The 17,375-nt window shown below is 71.8% G+C and carries 18 protein-coding genes; 12 read left to right on the top strand and 6 right to left on the bottom strand.

The genetic code is table 11. The features are described from left to right. Together QSK10_RS02130 and QSK10_RS02125 are read right to left on the bottom strand one after the other, a co-directional pair. Positions 1–1,227 (bottom strand): MFS transporter, encoded by a 1,227-nt coding sequence (locus tag QSK10_RS02130; protein ID WP_285660859.1) that lies wholly within the window; start codon positions 1,225–1,227, stop codon positions 1–3. Between the two features lie 120 nt (positions 1,228–1,347). Further along, positions 1,348–1,923: an ArsR/SmtB family transcription factor gene (locus QSK10_RS02125; protein WP_285660858.1), complete on the bottom strand. Its 576-nt coding sequence runs from the start codon at positions 1,921–1,923 to the stop codon at positions 1,348–1,350. Between the two features lie 244 nt (positions 1,924–2,167). Here QSK10_RS02125 and QSK10_RS02120 point away from each other — a divergent pair, with 244 nt between their 5' ends. The 5 genes from QSK10_RS02120 to dapB all read left to right on the top strand — a co-directional run bounded on the left by QSK10_RS02120 (position 2,168) and on the right by dapB (position 8,171). Further along, on the top strand, positions 2,168–3,118 hold the full coding sequence (locus tag QSK10_RS02120) for a bifunctional riboflavin kinase/FAD synthetase (RefSeq protein WP_285660857.1): 951 nt from the start codon (positions 2,168–2,170) through the stop codon (positions 3,116–3,118). A gap of 100 nt (positions 3,119–3,218) precedes the next feature. Next, positions 3,219–3,488 carry a 30S ribosomal protein S15 gene (gene rpsO / locus QSK10_RS02115; RefSeq protein ID WP_285660856.1) on the top strand — a complete coding sequence of 90 codons (270 nt, stop codon included), beginning with the start codon at positions 3,219–3,221 and terminating at the stop codon, positions 3,486–3,488. A gap of 229 nt (positions 3,489–3,717) precedes the next feature. Further along, on the top strand, positions 3,718–6,108 hold the full coding sequence (locus QSK10_RS02110) for a polyribonucleotide nucleotidyltransferase (protein WP_285660855.1): 2,391 nt from the start codon (positions 3,718–3,720) through the stop codon (positions 6,106–6,108). A gap of 18 nt (positions 6,109–6,126) precedes the next feature. Continuing rightward, the gene (locus QSK10_RS02105) at positions 6,127–7,440 is read left to right on the top strand and encodes a M16 family metallopeptidase (RefSeq protein WP_285660854.1); all 1,314 of its coding nucleotides are present in this window, start codon (positions 6,127–6,129) and stop codon (positions 7,438–7,440) included. After that, entirely contained in the window at positions 7,437–8,171 is a 735-nt protein-coding gene (dapB, locus tag QSK10_RS02100; RefSeq protein ID WP_285660853.1) for a 4-hydroxy-tetrahydrodipicolinate reductase, read from the top strand. Before QSK10_RS02105 ends, dapB begins: the two co-directional genes overlap by 4 nt. A gap of 52 nt (positions 8,172–8,223) precedes the next feature. On the opposite strand, the gene QSK10_RS02095 is transcribed toward dapB, so the two are convergent. Then, positions 8,224–8,646, bottom strand: coding sequence for a nuclear transport factor 2 family protein (locus QSK10_RS02095; RefSeq protein WP_285660852.1), 423 nt, complete (start codon positions 8,644–8,646; stop codon positions 8,224–8,226). 66 nt (positions 8,647–8,712) lie between these two features. Between QSK10_RS02095 and QSK10_RS02090 the strand changes: the two genes are divergently transcribed. Together QSK10_RS02090 and QSK10_RS02085 are read left to right on the top strand one after the other, a co-directional pair. Next, entirely contained in the window at positions 8,713–10,029 is a 1,317-nt protein-coding gene (locus QSK10_RS02090; protein ID WP_285660851.1) for a helix-turn-helix domain-containing protein, read from the top strand. Then, complete coding sequence (locus tag QSK10_RS02085; RefSeq protein ID WP_285660850.1) at positions 10,029–10,529, top strand: GNAT family N-acetyltransferase; 501 nt, start codon at positions 10,029–10,031, stop codon at positions 10,527–10,529. Before QSK10_RS02090 ends, QSK10_RS02085 begins: the two co-directional genes overlap by 1 nt. On the opposite strand, the gene QSK10_RS02080 is transcribed toward QSK10_RS02085, so the two are convergent. Beyond that, positions 10,511–11,824 carry a glycosyltransferase family 87 protein gene (locus tag QSK10_RS02080; protein WP_285660849.1) on the bottom strand — a complete coding sequence of 438 codons (1,314 nt, stop codon included), beginning with the start codon at positions 11,822–11,824 and terminating at the stop codon, positions 10,511–10,513. The two genes, QSK10_RS02085 and QSK10_RS02080, sit on opposite strands and share 19 nt — an antisense overlap. Positions 11,825–11,900: 76 nt before the next feature. On the opposite strand from QSK10_RS02080, the gene QSK10_RS02075 reads away from it, so the two are divergent. From QSK10_RS02075 to QSK10_RS02060, 4 genes are read left to right on the top strand one after another with little or no spacing between them, the layout of a single operon-like run. Next, positions 11,901–12,470, top strand: coding sequence for a GNAT family N-acetyltransferase (locus QSK10_RS02075; RefSeq protein WP_285660848.1), 570 nt, complete (start codon positions 11,901–11,903; stop codon positions 12,468–12,470). Positions 12,471–12,502: 32 nt separating this feature from the next. Then, positions 12,503–13,183, top strand: coding sequence for an LppM family (lipo)protein (locus QSK10_RS02070; protein ID WP_285660847.1), 681 nt, complete (start codon positions 12,503–12,505; stop codon positions 13,181–13,183). A 37-nt stretch (positions 13,184–13,220) separates the two neighbouring features. Next, positions 13,221–14,459: a winged helix-turn-helix domain-containing protein gene (locus QSK10_RS02065; RefSeq protein ID WP_285660846.1), complete on the top strand. Its 1,239-nt coding sequence runs from the start codon at positions 13,221–13,223 to the stop codon at positions 14,457–14,459. A gap of 51 nt (positions 14,460–14,510) precedes the next feature. After that, a complete protein-coding gene (locus QSK10_RS02060; protein WP_285660845.1) occupies positions 14,511–15,104 on the top strand; it encodes a DUF2752 domain-containing protein in 594 nt (197 codons plus the stop codon). Between the two features lie 74 nt (positions 15,105–15,178). Here the strand turns inward: QSK10_RS02060 and QSK10_RS02055 are convergent, their stop codons facing one another. Both QSK10_RS02055 and QSK10_RS02050 read right to left on the bottom strand, forming a co-directional pair. Next, a complete protein-coding gene (locus tag QSK10_RS02055) occupies positions 15,179–15,982 on the bottom strand; it encodes a DUF4097 family beta strand repeat-containing protein (RefSeq protein WP_285660844.1) in 804 nt (267 codons plus the stop codon). An 18-nt stretch (positions 15,983–16,000) separates the two neighbouring features. After that, positions 16,001–16,507 (bottom strand): toxin-antitoxin system HicB family antitoxin, encoded by a 507-nt coding sequence (locus QSK10_RS02050; protein ID WP_285660843.1) that lies wholly within the window; start codon positions 16,505–16,507, stop codon positions 16,001–16,003. A gap of 98 nt (positions 16,508–16,605) precedes the next feature. Here QSK10_RS02050 and thyX point away from each other — a divergent pair, with 98 nt between their 5' ends. Then, positions 16,606–17,367 (top strand): FAD-dependent thymidylate synthase, encoded by a 762-nt coding sequence (thyX, locus tag QSK10_RS02045; RefSeq protein ID WP_285660842.1) that lies wholly within the window; start codon positions 16,606–16,608, stop codon positions 17,365–17,367. Positions 17,368–17,375 lie beyond the last annotated feature (8 nt).

The raw sequence follows: 17,375 nt of genomic DNA, 5'->3' as shown, positions 1-17,375 counted from the left end.
TCAGACCCGGGTGCCCCGGGTCGCCTTCAGCACGATCACCAGGACGCCCCCGGCCACGGCCAGCGCGCCGCTGATCGCGAAGGTCGTCTCGATGCTCGTCGCGGCGACCAGGACGCCCGTCGCGGCGACCGCCAGGGGGCTCAGGCCCAGGTTGGCGAACATCGACACGCTCGACACGCGGCCCCGGTAGGCGTCATCGGTGACGGTGCTGATCACGGTCCCGATCGTGACGCCCATCAGCCCGCCGCTCATGCCGGCGATCAGCGTGCACGCCACACCCAGGACCAGCGAGGACACCAGGCCCAGCGCGATCAGCGACACCCCCTGCGCGGTGGCGGCCACCGCGATGACCCAGCCGACCCGGCCGCGCGGCTTGACCTTCAGCAGGACCAGCGCGGCCAGCGCGGCGCCGACGCCGAAGCCCGCCAGCAGCCAGCCGATGCCCTTCGAACCCCAGCCGCGCTCCTCGGAGACCAGCGCCAGGCCGACGTTCATGGGGCCGACGAAGCCGAGGTTCACCAGCAGCGCCACGGCCAGCAGCCCGGCGACGACGGGAGTGCGGCGCAGGTAGGCGAAACCGTCGCGCAGCGCCGTGAGGGTCTTGGTGGGGGCGGCCGACTCCGACTCGACCGGGCGGGGACGCACCGTCCACAGCGCCGCCAGCGACACCGCGAACGTGACCGCGTTGACCGCGGCGGCCAGCGGCAGGCCACCGGTGACGACCAGCGCGCCGCCGAGCGGTGCGCCGATGGTGAGGGCCGCGCGCCCGGCGAGTTCGCGCAGCGCCGAGCCGGAGGCGTACTGCTCCTTCTCCAGCAGCCGCGGCGCCATCGCGCCGGAGGCGGGCATGAACAGCGCGTCGGCGGCGCCGAAGACCAGCGCGACGATGACGAGCAGGACGATGCTGGGGCTCCACAGCGCGATCGCGGAGGCGGCCAGCATGGTCACACCGCAGATGACGTTGGTGCTCATCATGATCCGGCGCGGGCCGAAGCGGTCGACGAAGACGCCGCCGAACAGCATCAGCAGGATCCTGGGGACCGCCGAGACCGAGAGGATCACCCCGGCCACGCCCGGGCTGGCCAGCTGGACGGCCGCCCAGGACAGGGCCACGTACCAGACCTGGTCGCCGACGATGGAGACCGCCTGGCCGGTGACGTAGCGCAGGTAGGAGGGGGAGCGGTAGGCCGGGGCGGGGGCTTCGGCGGGGGCGGCGGTGGTCGCCATGAGGGGCTCCAGGGTGGGGTGGTGGGGTGGATTCGGGCGCAGAGGGGTTCGGGCGCAGAGGGGCCCGGCACCGGGGCGTGCGGGCTCCGGCGCTGGAAGGGCTATGGGGTCAGGGGAGGGTCAGCCGTGTTCGGGGAACGAGTGGGTGAAGTGGAAGACGCGCTCGCGGCCCTCGGTGTCACCGGCGTCGCGGGCGTCCCGGGTGAGCTGGCCCCACTTGAGGTAGACCGCTTGCAGCTCGGCCTCGAAGTCCTGCAGCTCCCGGGGCGTCATCACGAAGTGCGACTGGACCGAGGTCGCCACGTCCCGCCACTCCGCCGGCCACTCGTCGCGATCGCGCTCCCAGGCCAGGGCGCGCTCGAACTCGTCGGAGATGAGCTCGGACTTCAGGGCGTCCACGATCACGCGGTCCTCGTCGGCGAAGGACGACCGGGACCACGACAGCACGCCGTCGGGACGGCGGTAGACGCGCTCGCGGCGGTCGCGGGCGAGCTCGGGGGCCTCCTCGATGAGGTCGAGCTTGGCCAGCGCGCGCAGGTGGTAGCTGATCTGACCGGGGTCGGCGTCGACCTTCTTGGCGAGGGTGCCGACGGTGCTCGGGCCGAGGTGGGCGAGCAGCCGGAACAGGCGGCGGCGGATGGGCTGGGTGAGGGCCTTGAGGACCTCGGCTTCGGTGATGACGCGCTTCTCGGTCATGGCAGAAGCGTAGATCCAGTAGAAGTTTTCTGCAATAGAAGTTCCGGAATAAATTTACTGGATCTTGGTGACGGCCCCGCCGTGCACGTGTCCTTGCGCACAGCCGCCCCGGCCCACCGCGACGGCGGGCGGGCGCGCGTCCCGGGACTTCGCTGATGCGGGGCGCGCGGCGCGATCATGGCGGGCGTCGCCCATCGTCACTGCGTTCGCGGGGACGGAGCGGGGACGTGAAAAGATGGCGATCATGCAGCGATGGCGTGGTGTTGAGGCGACCCCGGGGGACTGGGGGCGCTCGGTGGTGACGATCGGCGTGTTCGACGGGGTCCACCGCGGCCACCGGGAGATCATCAAGCGCGCCGTGGACGCGGCGCGGGCGCGCGGCCTGCGCAGCGTTGTGCTGACCTTCGACCCGCACCCGGCCGCCGTCGTGCGGCCCGGCAGCCACCCGGCGATCCTCACCGGCCTCGACGAGAAGGCCGCGCTGCTCGCCGGCCTCGGCGTCGACGGGATGTGCGTCGTCCCCTTCACCCACGAGTTCTCCCAGGTGCTCCCCGACGCCTTCGTGCACGACGTGCTCGTCGAGCACCTGCACGCCGCCGAGGTCGTCGTGGGCGAGAACTTCCGCTTCGGCCACAAGGCCGCCGGGGACGTCGCGCGGCTCACCGAGCTCGGCGCGGCCTTCGGCTTCACCGTGGACGCCGTCCCGCTCGCCTCCTCGGCCGAGGGCGAGACGGTCGCCTACAGCTCCACCTACGTGCGCTCGCTCGTCGCCGCCGGGGACGTGGAGGCCGCCGCCGTCGCGCTGGGCCGCCCGCACCGCGTGGCGGGCCTGGTCGTGCGCGGCGCCAACCGCGGCGGCAGCCAGCTCGGCTTCCCCACCGCGAACCTGCACCACGCCGCCGAGGCCGCGATCCCCGCCGACGGCATCTACGCCGGGTGGCTCACCCGGGCCGTGGACGGCGTGCCCATCCCGGCCGCCATCAGCGTGGGCACCAACCCCACCTTCCACGGGCGCGAGCGGACCGTGGAGGCGCACCTCCTCGACTTCTCCGGCGACCTCTACGGCGAGCAGGTCGCCCTCGACTTCACCGACCGGCTGCGAGAGATGCGCGCCTACGACAGCATCGACCCGCTCATCGCCCAGATCACCGAGGACGTGGCCCAGACGCGCAAAATCCTCGGCCTGTTAGGCTAGTGACCAGTCCGTCTCGTGCGGACCGTTTCCCCGTGCCTGCTCGACGCCGCGGACACGTGCGGAAAGTTCCTTTGTTCCACCACAACCCTTAAGGGAGATCATGGCGCTCGATAACGCCGTCAAGGCCGAGATCATGACCCAGTACGCCACCGCTGAGGGCGACACCGGGTCCCCCGAGGTGCAGGTCGCCGTCCTGTCCAAGCGGATCGCCGACCTGACCGAGCACCTCAAGTTCCACAAGCACGACCACCACAGCCGCCGCGGCCTCCTGCTGCTGGTCGGCCGTCGCCGTCGCCTGCTGAAGTACCTGCAGAAGACCGACATCACCCGTTACCGCTCGCTGATCGAGCGTCTCGGTCTTCGGCGCTAAGACCATCATCGGGGGAGCGACACGAGGTCGCTCCCCCGATTCATACGGTCACCCGGTGTACATCCCGGGTACCGTGCACTAGAGAAGAGCGGCACGTCGCAGCCGTCGGCGTACCGGTCCTCGGTAGTGGCGTCCGGGCGAGAACAGCCCGTGCGCTTCGATCGAAGACCGGCCGCGGACAGCTCCAGAAGAGACGACGTGCCCAGACACGAAGGAGCTGTAGACACACATGTCCGCAGAATCGACCCCCGAGGTCGTGGAGCTCGGCACCGACACGGCGACCGCCGTGATCGACAACGGAGCGTTCGGGACCCGGGAGATCACCTTCTCCACCGGCCGTCTCGCCCGCCAGGCCGGTGGCTCCGTCCTCGCCCAGCTCGGTGACACCGTCGTCCTGTCGACGACCACCGCGAGCAAGACCCCCAAGGAGCACTTCGACTTCTTCCCCCTGACGGTGGACGTCGAGGAGCGCATGTACGCCGCCGGGCGCATCCCCGGCTCGTTCTTCCGCCGCGAGGGACGCCCCAGCGAGGACGCCGTCCTCACCTGCCGCCTCATCGACCGCCCCCTGCGCCCCAGCTTCGTCAAGGGCCTGCGCAACGAGGTCCAGGTCGTCGAGACGGTCCTGGCCCTCGACCCGGCGCACCCGTACGACGTCGTGGCCATCAACGCCGCCTCGGCGTCCACGAAGCTGTCCGGCCTGCCCTTCTCCGGCCCGATCGGCGCGACCCGCGTCGCCAACATCGACGGCACCTGGGTCGCGTTCCCGACCCACGCCGAGCTGGAGCGCGCGACCTTCGACATGGTCGTCGCCGGCCGCGTCACCGACGCCGGTGAGGTCGCGATCATGATGGTCGAGGCCGAGGCCACCGACAAGACCATCGCGCTCGTCGCCGAGGGCGCCACCGCCCCGACCGAAGAGGTCGTCGCCGCCGGGCTGGAGGCCTCCAAGGTCGCCATCCGCGAGCTGTGCCGCGCGCAGGCCGACCTGGCCTCCCGCGCCGCGAAGGCCGTCATCGAGTTCCCGGTGTTCCTGGACTACCAGGACGACGTGTTCGCCGCGGTCGAGGCCGCCGTGTCCACCGAGCTCGCCGAGGCGCTCACCGTCGCCGACAAGCAGGACCGCGAGACCCGCCTCGACGCCATCAAGGAGGTCGCCTTCGAGAAGATCGGCGCCGACTTCCCCGAGCGCGACAAGGAGATCTCGGCGGCAATCCGCTCGCTGACCAAGAAGCTGGTCCGCCAGCGCGTCCTGCGCGAGAAGGTCCGCATCGACGGCCGCGGCACCCGCGACATCCGCTCGCTGAACGCCGAGGCGAAGATCCTCCCGCGCGTGCACGGCTCGGCCCTGTTCGAGCGCGGCGAGACCCAGATCCTGGGTGTCACCACGCTGAACATGCTGCGCCTGGAGCAGTCGCTGGACACCCTTTCGCCGGTGACCAGCAAGCGCTACATGCACAACTACAACTTCCCGCCCTACTCCACCGGTGAGACCGGCCGCGTGGGTTCGCCCAAGCGCCGCGAGATCGGCCACGGCGCCCTCGCCGAGCGCGCCATCGTCCCGGTCCTGCCGGCCCGCGAGGAGTTCCCCTACGCGATCCGCCAGGTCTCCGAGGCCCTCGGCTCCAACGGCTCCACCTCGATGGGCTCGGTCTGCGCGTCCTCGATGTCGCTGATGGCCGCCGGTGTGCCGCTGAAGGCGCCGGTCGCCGGTATCGCCATGGGCCTCATCTCCGACGAGGTCGACGGCAAGACCGAGTACGTGACGCTGACCGACATCCTCGGTGCCGAGGACGCCTTCGGCGACATGGACTTCAAGGTCGCCGGAACGCGCGAGTTCGTGACCGCGCTGCAGCTGGACACCAAGCTCGACGGCATCCCGTCGGACGTGCTGGCCGCCGCGCTGCAGCAGGCCAACGAGGCCCGCCACGCGATCCTCGACGTCATGGCCGAGGCCGTCCCGGCCGTCGGCGACATGGCCGACTCGGCTCCCCGCGTCACCACGGTCAAGATCCCCGTCGACAAGATCGGCATGGTCATCGGCCCGAAGGGCCAGACCATCAACGGGATCACCGAGGAGACCGGCGCCGACATCTCCATCGAGGACGACGGCACCATCTACGTCGGCGCGACCAACGGTCCCGCCGCCGAGAAGGCCGTCGCCATCATCAACGGCATCGCCAACCCGACGCTGCCGGAGGTCGGGGACAAGTTCCTCGGCACCGTGGTGAAGACCGCCGCCTTCGGCGCCTTCGTCTCCCTGGTGCCCGGCCGCGACGGCCTGCTGCACATCTCCAAGATCGGCGACGGCAAGCGCATCGAGAAGGTCGAGGACGTGCTGAACGTCGGCGACAAGATCGAGGTGCAGATCGCCGACGTGGACGCGCGCGGCAAGATCTACCTGGACAAGGTGTACCCGGAGGGCCAGGAGCCCCCGAAGCGTCCCGCGGGACGCCCCGAGGGCGAGCGCGGCGCGGGTGACCGTCCGCGCCGTCGTGAGGGCGGCGACGACCGTCCGCGCGGCGACCGTCCCCGCCGGGACGGCGACGCCCCTCCGCGCCGCGAAGGCGGCGAGGGCGGCGATGACGGCCCGCGCCGGGAACGCCGTCGGCACCGTTAAACCGGTTCCCACAATCGCATGAGCGACGCTCAGACGCGCACAGTCGCGGACGACCCGCTGGGCGGCACGGTACTGCGTACCGTGCTGCCCGGCGGGCTGCGCATCATCACCGAGTCGATCCCCGCCATGCGCAGCGCCTCCATCGGGGTGTGGGTCGGCATCGGCTCCCGTGACGAGTCCGAGGAGTTCTCCGGGGCCTCGCACTTCCTGGAGCACCTGCTGTTCAAGGGCACCGAGCGGCGCGACGCCCTGGACATCACCGCCGAGATCGAGGCGGTCGGCGGCGACACCAACGCGTTCACCGCCAAAGACCACACGTGCTTCTACGCGCGCGTCCTCGATGAGGACCTGCCGCTGGCCGTGGACGTCCTGGGCGACATCATCTGCGACTCCCTCCTCGACGAGGAGGACGTGGAGACCGAGCGCGGGGTGATCCTCGAAGAGATCGCCATGCACGACGACGAGCCCGACGACGCCGTGCACGACATGCTGGCCACGGCCGTGTTCGGCGACCACCCGCTGGGGCGGGAGATCTCCGGGACGGTGCAGACGATCACGGTCATGACGCGCGGGCGCGTCAACGACTTCTACCGGGAGCGCTACACCGCCCCGAACATGGTCATCGCGGCCGCCGGGAACCTCGGGCACCAGCACGTGGTGGACCTGGTGGAGCGCGCGTTCGCGCCGCTGCTGAAGCAGGACGCCGATCCGGCGCCGATCCGCTCGGCCTTCGACCCGGTCGCCGACCTGGGCCCGGTGGTGAACGTGGTCCGCAAGGACACCGAGCAGGCGCACCTGGTGCTGGGCTGCCGGGCGCTGCCGCGCCGCGACGAGCGGCGTTTCGCGCTGGAGGTCCTCACGCAGGTCCTCGGCGGCGGCATGTCGAGCCTGCTGTTCCAGCGGATCCGCGAGGAGCGGGGCCTGGCCTACTCGGTCTACGCCTACACCGCCGCCTACGCCGAGACGGGCCTGTTCGGCGTGTACGCCGGGTGTGCGCCGGGCAAGGCGCGGGAGGTCCTGGAGCTGATCCGCCAGACCCTCGACGAGGTCGCCGGCGGCGGCTGCGACGCCGAGCAGGTGGCGCGCGCCAAGGGCGCCCTGAAGGGCTCGATGGTGCTGGCGATGGAGGACACCAGTTCGCGGATGAGCCGCCTGGGTAAGGGCGAGCTGCTGTTCGGGGACCTGCTGAGCCTGGACGAGCTGCTGGCGCGCGTGGACGCCGTCACGGTCGCCGACGTGTGCGCGGTGGCGGGGGAGGTCCTCGGGCGTCCCCGGTCCCTGGCCGCGATCGGTCCCTTCGACGACGCCTTCTTCGACGGGAGCGACGTGTGATCAGGGTCGGTGTGATCGGGGCGCGGGGCCGGATGGGCTCGGAGGCCGTGCGGGCCGTCGAGGCGGCCCCCGACCTGGAGCTGGTGGCGGCGATCGGTTCCGGTGACGCGCTGGACGCCCTCGACGGCGCCGACGTGGCGGTGGACCTGACCCGTCCCGACGTGGTCATGGACAACGTGAAGTGGTGCCTGGACCGGGAGATCCACGTCGTGGCGGGCACCTCCGGGTTCACGCCCGAGCGGGTTGCGGCCGTGCGCGGGTGGCTGGCGAAGGCGCCGGGGACCGGGGTGGTCATCGCCCCCAACTTCGGCATCGGCGCGGTGCTGATGATGCAGTTCGCGGCGCGCGCGGCCCGGTTCTTCGAGTCGGTGGAGGTCATCGAGCTGCACCACCCGAAGAAGGTGGACGCCCCCAGCGGCACCGCCGCGCGGACCGCGGAGCTGATCGCGGCGGCGCGGGCGGAGGCGGGTCTGGGCGCGATGCCGGACGCGACGGCCGAGGAGCTGGACGGCGCGCGCGGCGCGGACGTGGCCGGCGTGCGGGTCCATTCGGTGCGTTCGGCGGGTTACGTGGCCTCGCAGGAGGTCCTGTTCGGCGGGCCGGGGGAGCGGATGTCGATCCGGCACGATTCCCTGGACCGCGAGTCGTTCATGCCGGGTGTGCTGCTGTCGATCCGCGAGGTCGTGAAGCGGCCGGGCCTGACGCACGGCCTGGACGCCCTCCTCGGCTGAGGAACGTTCTGTGCGATGGCCGCCACCCGCGAGGGGGGCGGCCATCGGCGTTTCAGGCCAGTCGCGCGGGCAGCGGGGCCAGGTCGAAGTTGGCCCAGATGTAGTTGTCCATTTGGTGCTGGTCGCCGGAGAGGTTGATGACGCGGTCGATGCGCCCTTCGGCGTCGAAGTGCCAGACGAGGGCCCAGGTGGTGTCGACGGTGCCGGTGCCTTCGGTGGTCCAGCCGCGGTGGATGTCGACGACGTATTCGTCGTTGGCTTCGAGGAAGACGGGTTCGGCCTGGAATCCGGCGCGGCCGAGGGCGTCGAAGAAGGCGCGGACTTCGTCGAGGCCGTGTTTGGTGCCGGACAGGGGGTGGCGTCCGGGGATGGTCCAGGCGATGTCGGGGGAGAGGGTGGCGGCCATGCCGTCGGTGTCCTTGGCGGCGTAGGCGGCGAAGAAGCGGGTGATGGTCTCGATCTTCGGGTCGGTCATGCCGCCGAATGTAAATCACGTGGCAAAGGTTTGTAAAGATCGGCTTTTCAGGTAGGGTTTCTCTCCGTGGACATCGACGCGAACGTGGGCCACCGGATCCGCGAGGCTCGTACCGCCGCGGGCCGCTCGCAGAGCGAGCTGACCTCGCCGGGGCTGCTCTCGGCGGCGCACCTGTCGCTCATCGAGTCCGGCAAGCGCCGCCCGTCCCAGGGGGTCCTCGCCCATCTGGCCGGCGCGCTCGGCACCACCGCCGGGTTCCTGGCGAGCGGGCGGGAACCCGACGACGTGCGCGAGGCCGAGCGACGCCTCGCCTTCGCCGGGATCGCCCTCCACAACGGCTCGCACGCCGAGGCCCTCGCCGAGTTCGAGAACCTGCTGGACGAGGCGCGCGTCCGCGACCGCGCCGCCCTGGGCCGCGCGCAGGCCCTGGAACTGCTCGGCCGCCACGCCGAGGCCGCCTCGGCCTTCGAGGCGCTGATGAACATCGCCGAGGAGGGCGGCGCGACCTGGGCCGAACGCGCCGTGGACGTCATGCGCTGCTACCGCGAGCTGGGCGATCCCGCCTACGCCGCCGATCTCGGCGAGCGGGCCCTGCGCGCCTTCGAGCGGCTCGGGCTGGGCTGGTCGGACGCGTCGGTGCGGCTGGGCGTGACCCTGGCGGGGGTCTACCAGGACCGCGGGGACGCGCACCGCGCCTCGGTGATCGTGCACCGCATGATCGGCGTGGCCGAGGAGCTGGGCAGTCCGCTGGCGCGCGCCTCGGCCTACTGGAACGCCGCCAACGGCGCCTACGGGCGCGGCGACCTGGACGGCGCGCTGAGCCTGGCGGAGCGGTCGCTGGCGTTGTTCGGGGAGACCGACCGGTTGCGCAACCTCTCGCAGCTGCGGCTGCTGGTGGGGATCCTGTCGCTGCGGGTGGAGCCCGCGCGGGCGCGGGAGGTGTTCCTGGCGGTGCGGGCCGAGTCGGCCGAGTTCGGCGGCGTGGTGGACGTGGCGCGCGCCGAGATCTGGCTGGCCGAGGCCGCGCTGCGGCTCGGTGAGCCGGGCGAGGCGGTGGCCTACGCGACGGAGGCCCGCGACCGGCTGGCGGAGGCGGGCTCGACGGTGGTCCTGTGGGCCGACATCGCCCTGGGCGAGGCGGCCCTGGCGCGCGGTGACCGGGCGGGCGCGCTGGAGCGGGCGCGCGCGGCCGGTGCGGTGCTGGACGGCGAGTCCGGCATCCCGCAGGCGATCCCGGCCCGGACGCGGCTGGCGGCGCTCTACGAGGCCGCGGGGGACGCCGCGGCGGCGATGGCCGCCTACCGGGCGGCGCTGGCCGCCACGGGCAACCCGGTACCGTCCACTGTGGAATCAGGCAGCGCCAGAAGGAGCAGTGGAGTTTGATGCGCATCCGCCCCGTCGCCCCCGCCGACGTCCCCGCCCTGGCCGCGTTGCACGTGCGCTGCTGGCGCGGCGCCTACGAGGGCCTGGTGCCCGCCGAGGCGCTGGCGCGCTTCGACCCGGACGAGCACGCCGCGAGGTGGGCGGCGCGGCTGGCCGAGCGGCGTCCCGGGCGCACCGAGCTGCTCGCCGAGGACGGCGGCGGCCCGGTCGGCTTCGTCAACTACGGCGACCAGCGGGGCGAGGGCGGCGGGGGAGAGATCTACGCCATTTACGTCGACCCGGAGCGCTGGGGCACCGGCGCGGGGCACGCGCTGATGACGCGGGCGCTGGAGGACCTGCGCGGGCGCGGGGTGTCGCCGGTGCGGCTGTGGGCCCTCGACGGCAACGAGCGCGCCCGCCGCTTCTACCTGCGGCACGGCTTCAGCGAGGACGGCGAGAGCTCGGTCTACGACTTCTTCGGGGCCGAGCTGGACGTGGTCCGCTACACCTTCGACGGCTGAGGCGCGCGCCGGAACACCGGCCACCACACGCCGGGGCGGCTGTCGGTGGCGTCCACGCCCTTGCGGATCGGCAGCCAGACGAGCAGCGCGACCAGCACGAACACGTAGGTGTTCTCGGCCAGGAACCACGGGAGGCCGTGGTCCCAGTGCTTGCCGGGCTCCTCGGCGAACAGCCAGACGAAGGAGTACATGAAGGGCAGATAGGTCAGCGCGCCCAGCACGGCGTAGGACCATTTCGCGCGGGAGGACATGGTCCGCCAGCCGGTGGCGACGACGTCGGCGATGATCAGCAGAGCGGGGACGATCCAGTACACGTGGTGCGTCCAGGACACCGGTGAGATGAGGATGCCGACGACGCCGGTGATGGTCAGCCCGGCGATCTCGTCGCCCTCGCGGACGGCCTTCGCCGCCCGCCACATGCCGTAGCCGACGGCCGCGGCGACCAGGATCAGCCACATGATCTGCGGGTAGGGCCGGGGGTCGAAGATCCGGGCGAGGAGCCCGGCGATCGACTGGTTGGACGTGTTGTCGTTGTGGCCGACGCGCCCGGAGTCCCAGGCGGTGATCAGCCAGAACCGGATCGACATGCGCGGGTCGACCACCGCCGCCAGCAGCGACGCGGCCGCCGCGGCGACCACCGAACCGGCCGCCGCGCGCCAGCGGCGGGTGACCAGCAGGTAGACGATGAAGATGCCGGGGGTGAGCTTGATGGCGGTGGCCAGGCCGATGCCGACGCCGGCCAGCCGCGAGTCGCGGCGGACCAGGAACAGGACGTCCCCCAGGACCAGCGCGATCAGCATGAGGTTGACCTGGCCGAAGCTGAGGGTCTCCCGGATCGGCTCGACGCTGACGATGAAGCACCCGGCGACGGCCAGGCCCAGCCAGATGGGCACCTTGTGCCTGCGCAGCAGGGGCGCCAGCAGCCAGTACGAGGTCACGATCAGGCAGGCCGCCATCGCCAGGATGTGCGCCCATTTCGCCACGTCCCACGGCAGCGCCCCCATCGGCGCCATCAGCACCGAGGCGAACGGCGGATAGGTGTAGCCGAGGGTGCCGTTGATGACGTCGGGCTGCCAGTAGTCGTAGACGTTGCCGCCGGCCAGCCAGTAGCGGACGGCCTTGCGGTAGATGCGGAAGTCGAAGAGGTGGTGCTGGCCGCCGTAGACGTCCACCAGGTACCAGGTCAGCCCGACCAGGGCCAGGACGGCCAGGAGCTGGAGCGCGAGCCGGGCCCGCGGGTTGCGGGGACGGCGTGGATCGGCCGACTCACCGGCCTCCCGCTCCGCCTCGACCACAGCCACCTTCTCCCGCAACTCCAAACCTCACCCGGTGCCCCGCGAGCGCTCCGGAACGTGCCCGTACTCTTGCCGCATGGCGACCGGTTATGTGCGCCCGGCACGCGCAGAGGACGCTGCCGAGATAGCGCGGCTGCAACTCCTCACCTGGCGTACCGCGTACGCCCTTCTGGTCCCCCCGCACATTCTCGAACGGCTCGACAAGTCCTGGCTGACCGACCGCTGGCGGGAGGCCGTGACCGCCCCGCCCTCGGATCGTCACCACGTCCTGATCGCCGTCGAGCAGTCCGGAGGCGCCGAGATGGCCGTCGGATTCGTGGCGATCGGTCCAGCGGACGACGATACCGCAGCACCCGGCGAGGATTCCCCTCGCCCGGACGCGCCGGTGACCACCGCCGCCATCACGGATCTCTTGGTGGAGCCGCGTTTCGGCAGGCGCGGTCACGGCAGCCGTCTCCTGTCGGCCGCCACGGCCCACTGGGGTGACGAGGGCTTCACCGGCGCGCGGGCCTGGGCGTTCGGCGAGGACCCGGCGACCATCAAGTTCCTGACCTCGGCGGGCTGGGCCTTCGACGGCAAGACCCGCGGCCTGGACATGGACGGCGTCGTCGTGCCGCAACGCCGTCTGCACGTCGCGCTTACCTAACGGCCCGCGACCGATCCATTACGATCGGTCGCGTGATCACCACACGGGGGCGGGTCCTGGGCACGGCACTGCTGGCGCTGTTCGGCGTCCTCGCGCTGGCCGGGTGCGTCAAGTTCGACATGAACGTCACGGTCAACCGGGACGACACCGTCAGCGGCACGGTCGTGGTCGCCTTCGACAAGGCGCTCCGGGACAGGCTGAACCTGGGCGGCGACCCGCTGGGCGGCGAGCCCGTCAAGGGCATCACCCGGCAGGAGCCCTACGACGACGGCGTCTACGCGGGGGTGCGGTACACCTTCGAGAACACGCCGCTGTCGGAGTTCAATGACACCGACGACTCCGGCGGCGACCACATCCGCATCGTCCACGAGGGTGAGGACTACGTCCTGACCGGTGTGATCGACCAGACCTACACCCCGCCCTCCGGTGGCGGGCCGATCGATCCGGAGATCATCGCCGCCTTCGACCGGGCCGACATGCGGGTCGCGGTGACGTTCCCCGGGCGCGTGCTGACCACCAACGGGGAGGTGGGCGCGAACGGGAAGACGGTCACCTGGAAGCTGCGGCTGGGCGAGCGGAACGAGCTGCGCGCCACCGCCGGGCCGGGCCCGAACACCGCGCTGGCGATGTGGGTCCTGTGGATCATGATCGCCCTGATGGTGATCGTGTTCCTGCTCATCGTGTGGCGGCTCATGCGCGTCTCGCTCCGCTAGCGGAGATCCCGTCGGACCCCTGCGGTAGCCTCCGCCGGTGGCCACGACTCTCTCCACGGCGACCCTGACCAACGCCCAGGCGCGCCGCGTCGCCCTGGCCGCGCAGGGCTTCGCGGCGGCGCGTCCCACCGCGACGCCCACCGCCCGGCACCTGCGCAAGGTCCTCGCCCACACCAACGCGCTGCAGATCGACTCGGTGAACGTGCTGGTGCGCGCGCACTACATGCCCGTCTTCTCCCGGCTGGGCGCCTATCCCGCCACGCTCGTGGACAACGCCGCCTACCGGGGCGAGCGCGAGCTGTTCGAGTACTGGGGGCACGCCGCCTCGCTGTTGCCGGTGCGGTTCCAGCCGCTGCTGCGCTGGCGGATGGCCGCCGCCGACGAGCACGCCTGGGGCTCGATGCGCCGGATGGGCCGCGACCACCGCGAGTTCGTCAAGCGGGTGCTGGCCACCGTCGAGGAGCACGGCCCGCTCACCGCGCGCGGCATCGAGGCCGAGCTGGCCAAGGAGGACGCCTCGATCCTGGACCGCCGCAAGGACCACTGGGGCTGGAACTGGAGCGCGGTCAAGGCGACCCTGGAGTACCTGTTCTGGGCCGGTGAGGTGACCGCCGCCGGGCGGCCCAACTTCGAGCGCACCTACGACCTCACCTCCCGGGTGCTGCCGAAGGCGGTCGTGGACGCGCCGACGCCCGATGTCGCCGACGCCCACCGCGAGCTGATGGCCGCCGCCGCGGTGTCCTTCGGCGTGGCCACCGAGACCGACCTGCGCGACTACTTCCGGCTCAAGCCCGCCCCGGCCCGCGCGGCACTGACGGAGCTGCTGGAGGAGGGCGTGCTGACCCCGGTGACCGTGCAGGGCTGGGCCAAGCCCGCCTACCTGCACCGGGACGCCCGCGTCCCGCGCAAGGTCTCGGCGGCGGCCCTGGTCAGCCCCTTCGACCCCCTGGTCTGGGAGCGGGACCGCACGCTGCGGCTGTGGGACTTCCACTACCGCATCGAGATCTACGTGCCCGAGCCCAAGCGCCAGTACGGGTACTACGTGCTGCCGTTCCTGTTCGGGGACGGCCTGGCCGCGCGCGTGGACCTCAAGGCCGACCGCAAGGCGGGCGTCCTGCGGGTCCCGGCGGTCTGGCGCGAACCGCACGCGCCCGGCGGCACCGCCGCCGCGCTGGCCGCCGAGCTGCGCGAGATGGCGCGCTGGCTGGGCCTGGACGACGTGGAGGCCCCGGTGCGCGGCGACTTCGCCGGCGAGGTCGCCGCGGCCCTGGCGTGAGCGCGCGGCGGGTATCGTGAGACTCCCCACGCGCGCACCCGGAGGCGAGAGATGAGCGAGACGGCCGCCGTCGGCACGTCCCCTGCCACGGGATACCCCGAGCCCTGCGCGGCCGACTGCGCCGAGCACGCCGAGCACCGGCAGATGGTGCTCGGGCCCGACGGGAACCTGTACCCCGCGCCGGTCTACCCCGAGCCGAAGAACGGCCCGGTCCGGCGGGTGTTCCGGAAGATCGCCACCGGCCCGCTGGGGCCCCTGGCGCTGCTGCTGTGCGCGGCCCTGCCGGTCTGGTACGTGCTGGCCAACAACCCCACCGACGACCAGCCGGACCTGGGGGCGTGCGCGTTCAAGCTGGTCACCGGCTTCGACTGCCCGGGCTGCGGCGGCACGCGCGCGCTCTGGTACCTCCTGCACGGCGACCTGCCCGAGGCGGCCCGCTACCACGCCATCGCGGTCTTCGCCGCGCCGTTCATCGTCTACATGTACCTGTCGTGGGCGTGGCGGACGTGGTTCCCGAACGCGAGGCTGAAGCTACCGAAGCTCGCCTTCGGTCCCAACACCATCAGCGTGTTCCTGGCCGTGTGGGGCGTGTTCTGGGTCGTCCGCAACCTGCCCTGGGCGCCGTTCACCGGCCTCTACGTCTAGACGACGGGAGGCGGCCACCGTCCGGTGACCGCCCCTCGCTGGATTCTCGCCCCGCACCCCTGAGGCGTGCCGCCTCAGTCCAGGGTGCGCAGAACCTCGATGTCGCCGCTGATGGTGCGGACCTGCAGGTTCAGGTCCGGCTCACCGATGTTCCCGGCGGGGGTGTCCCCGACCGAGAGGTCGCTGCTGGTGCGGCCGGAGGTGGTGCTCAGGTCGAGCCACACGCCGGTGCCCTTGGCGACGCCGATGGAGACCGAGCCGGAGACGGTGCGCACCTTGTGCACGCCCCGCCGGCCCTGCCGGACCAGCACGTCGCCGGAGGCCGTGGTCGCCGACAGCTTCGCGCCGGCGAAGCCGACCCGGATGTCGCCGGAGGCCGACTTCGCGTTGACCTCGCCGTCGGCGTGGTCGATCTCGATGTCGCCGGAGGCGGAGTTGGCGTGCACCGAACCCGCGGCGCGCATGACCTTCACGTCACCGCTGGCGGTGTTGACGCCGATGTCGTGCGCGTCGGCCACCGACAGCGAGCCGCTGCCGCTGTTCAGCTGGACGCGCGTGGACTGGCCCCGGGAGATCAGGTCGGCCGAGGCCGACTTGGCGTTGACCGAGGATCCCGAGGGCAGCTTGACGGTGATCCGCAGCGCGGGCTGGCGCTTGAACAGCCATCCGATGCCCGCCTCGGGGACCCGGACGGTGAGCCGGTCGCCGTCGAAGCGGACCTCGGTGGCCGCGGCCACCTCGGCGCCGTTGCGGTCGCCGGGCTCGTAGGGCGAGACGTCGACGTAGGCCGACTCGCGCTCCTCGCAGGTGATGTCGCCGAGACCGGCCGCCATGGTGATGTCGGCGTGCACGGGCGTTGCGCAGGGGAATTCAGGCATCACAATCCTCTTCGGGTCTCAGGCCTGGGCGTAGCCGGTGATGCGGCGGCCGCCGGTGAACCTGGCGCGACCGGTGGTCGCCCCGGGCGTCGGGCCGCCGTGGTGGACCGCGGCGTTGATGGCCCGGACCAGCCAGGCGTTGACCGAGATGCTCTCGGCGGAGGCGGCCTGCTCGACGGCCTCCTTGAGCTGCTCGGGCAACCGCAGGGTGATGCGCGCGACATCGCCGGAGTCGCCGGCGCTGGTCGGCGGGGGAGCGGGCGCGGCGGCCGGGGCGTCGGTGACGACCAGGTCGGCCTGGCGTCCGCGCATCCGCACCTCGACGGTGGCGGGGTGGCCGCTCTTGTCCAGCTCGTCGGTGATCTCATCGGCCGCGGCGGACAGGACCTCCATCATCGACAGCCGGATGGCCGCCTCGATGGAGCCGGCGAGGAGCTCGGCGGTGCGCGTGACGTCCTCGCCCCCGGGGGCCGCGCTGCTGACGAAGTCCCGGCGGAGTGCTTCGAGATAAGGGCTCAGATCCATGACGCCAGTATGACACCTTCAGTGGCGTCATGCAATGCCAACCCAGCACAGAACTATTCTCAAGGCGAATCAACCGACATTGACCGAGGGGCGACATCGTGTCCGGAGAGCCGGCAACCACCACACCGGAGTTCAGGCTGATCGCCTGGACCCACTTCGAGGCCCCGGCCGACGTGCCGTGGAGCACCGACGCCGACGGCGGCCAGGCGCTCGCCGAGTTCGCCGGACGCGCCTGCTACCAGTCCTGGGGCAAGCCGAACCCGGCCACCGCCACCAACGAGGGCTACCTGCGCCACATCCTGGAGGTCGGCCACCTCTCCGTCCTGGAGCACGGCTCGGCGTCCTTCTACATGACCGGCATCTCGCGCTCGCTCACCCACGAGCTCATCCGGCACCGCCACTTCTCCTACAGCCAGCTCTCCCAGCGCTACGTCCCCGAGCGCGACGCCATGATGGTCGAGCCCGACGTCATCGCCGAGGACCCCGAGCTGCACGCGAAGTTCCTCGCCGCCGCGGCCGCCTCCCAGCAGGCCTACATCGAGCTCCTCGAAGGCCTGGAGAAGAAGTTCGCCGACGTCCCCAACGCGACCCTGCGCCGCAAGCAGGCCCGCCAGGCCGCGCGCGCCGTGCTCCCCAACGCCACCGAGACCCGCATCGTGGTCACCGGCAACTACCGCGCCTGGCGCCACTTCATCGCCATGCGCGCCACCGAGCACGCCGACGTCGAGATCCGCGCCGCCGCGATCGACTGCCTCCGCAAGCTCCAGGAGGCCGCGCCCAACGTCTTCCGCGACTTCACCATCACCGCCCTGGAGGACGGCACCGAGGTCGCCAGCAGCCCGTACGTGCACGAAGGCTGATAGAGGCG

This window comes from Actinorhabdospora filicis (genome assembly GCF_030269765.1).
GTDB lineage: Bacteria > Actinomycetota > Actinomycetes > Mycobacteriales > Micromonosporaceae > Actinorhabdospora > Actinorhabdospora filicis.
Note: the sequence above shows the minus strand (reverse complement) of the source record. Positions and strands in the feature narration are given on the sequence as shown.

Bases quoted from the DNA above. Each gene is read 5' to 3' on its own strand.
- QSK10_RS02105 (WP_285660854.1), top strand. From the start codon at position 6,127: ATGAGCGACGCTCAGACGCGCACAGTCGCGGACGACCCGCTGGGCGGC.
- QSK10_RS02130 (WP_285660859.1), bottom strand. From the start codon at position 1,227: ATGGCGACCACCGCCGCCCCCGCCGAAGCCCCCGCCCCGGCCTACCGC.
- QSK10_RS02060 (WP_285660845.1), top strand. From the start codon at position 14,511: ATGAGCGAGACGGCCGCCGTCGGCACGTCCCCTGCCACGGGATACCCC.
- QSK10_RS02120 (WP_285660857.1), top strand. From the start codon at position 2,168: ATGCAGCGATGGCGTGGTGTTGAGGCGACCCCGGGGGACTGGGGGCGC.
- rpsO (WP_285660856.1), top strand. From the start codon at position 3,219: ATGGCGCTCGATAACGCCGTCAAGGCCGAGATCATGACCCAGTACGCC.
- QSK10_RS02125 (WP_285660858.1), bottom strand. From the start codon at position 1,923: ATGACCGAGAAGCGCGTCATCACCGAAGCCGAGGTCCTCAAGGCCCTC.
- QSK10_RS02085 (WP_285660850.1), top strand. From the start codon at position 10,029: ATGCGCATCCGCCCCGTCGCCCCCGCCGACGTCCCCGCCCTGGCCGCG.
- QSK10_RS02110 (WP_285660855.1), top strand. From the start codon at position 3,718: ATGTCCGCAGAATCGACCCCCGAGGTCGTGGAGCTCGGCACCGACACG.
- QSK10_RS02050 (WP_285660843.1), bottom strand. From the start codon at position 16,507: ATGGATCTGAGCCCTTATCTCGAAGCACTCCGCCGGGACTTCGTCAGC.
- QSK10_RS02055 (WP_285660844.1), bottom strand. From the start codon at position 15,982: ATGCCTGAATTCCCCTGCGCAACGCCCGTGCACGCCGACATCACCATG.
- QSK10_RS02095 (WP_285660852.1), bottom strand. From the start codon at position 8,646: ATGACCGACCCGAAGATCGAGACCATCACCCGCTTCTTCGCCGCCTAC.
- QSK10_RS02075 (WP_285660848.1), top strand. From the start codon at position 11,901: ATGGCGACCGGTTATGTGCGCCCGGCACGCGCAGAGGACGCTGCCGAG.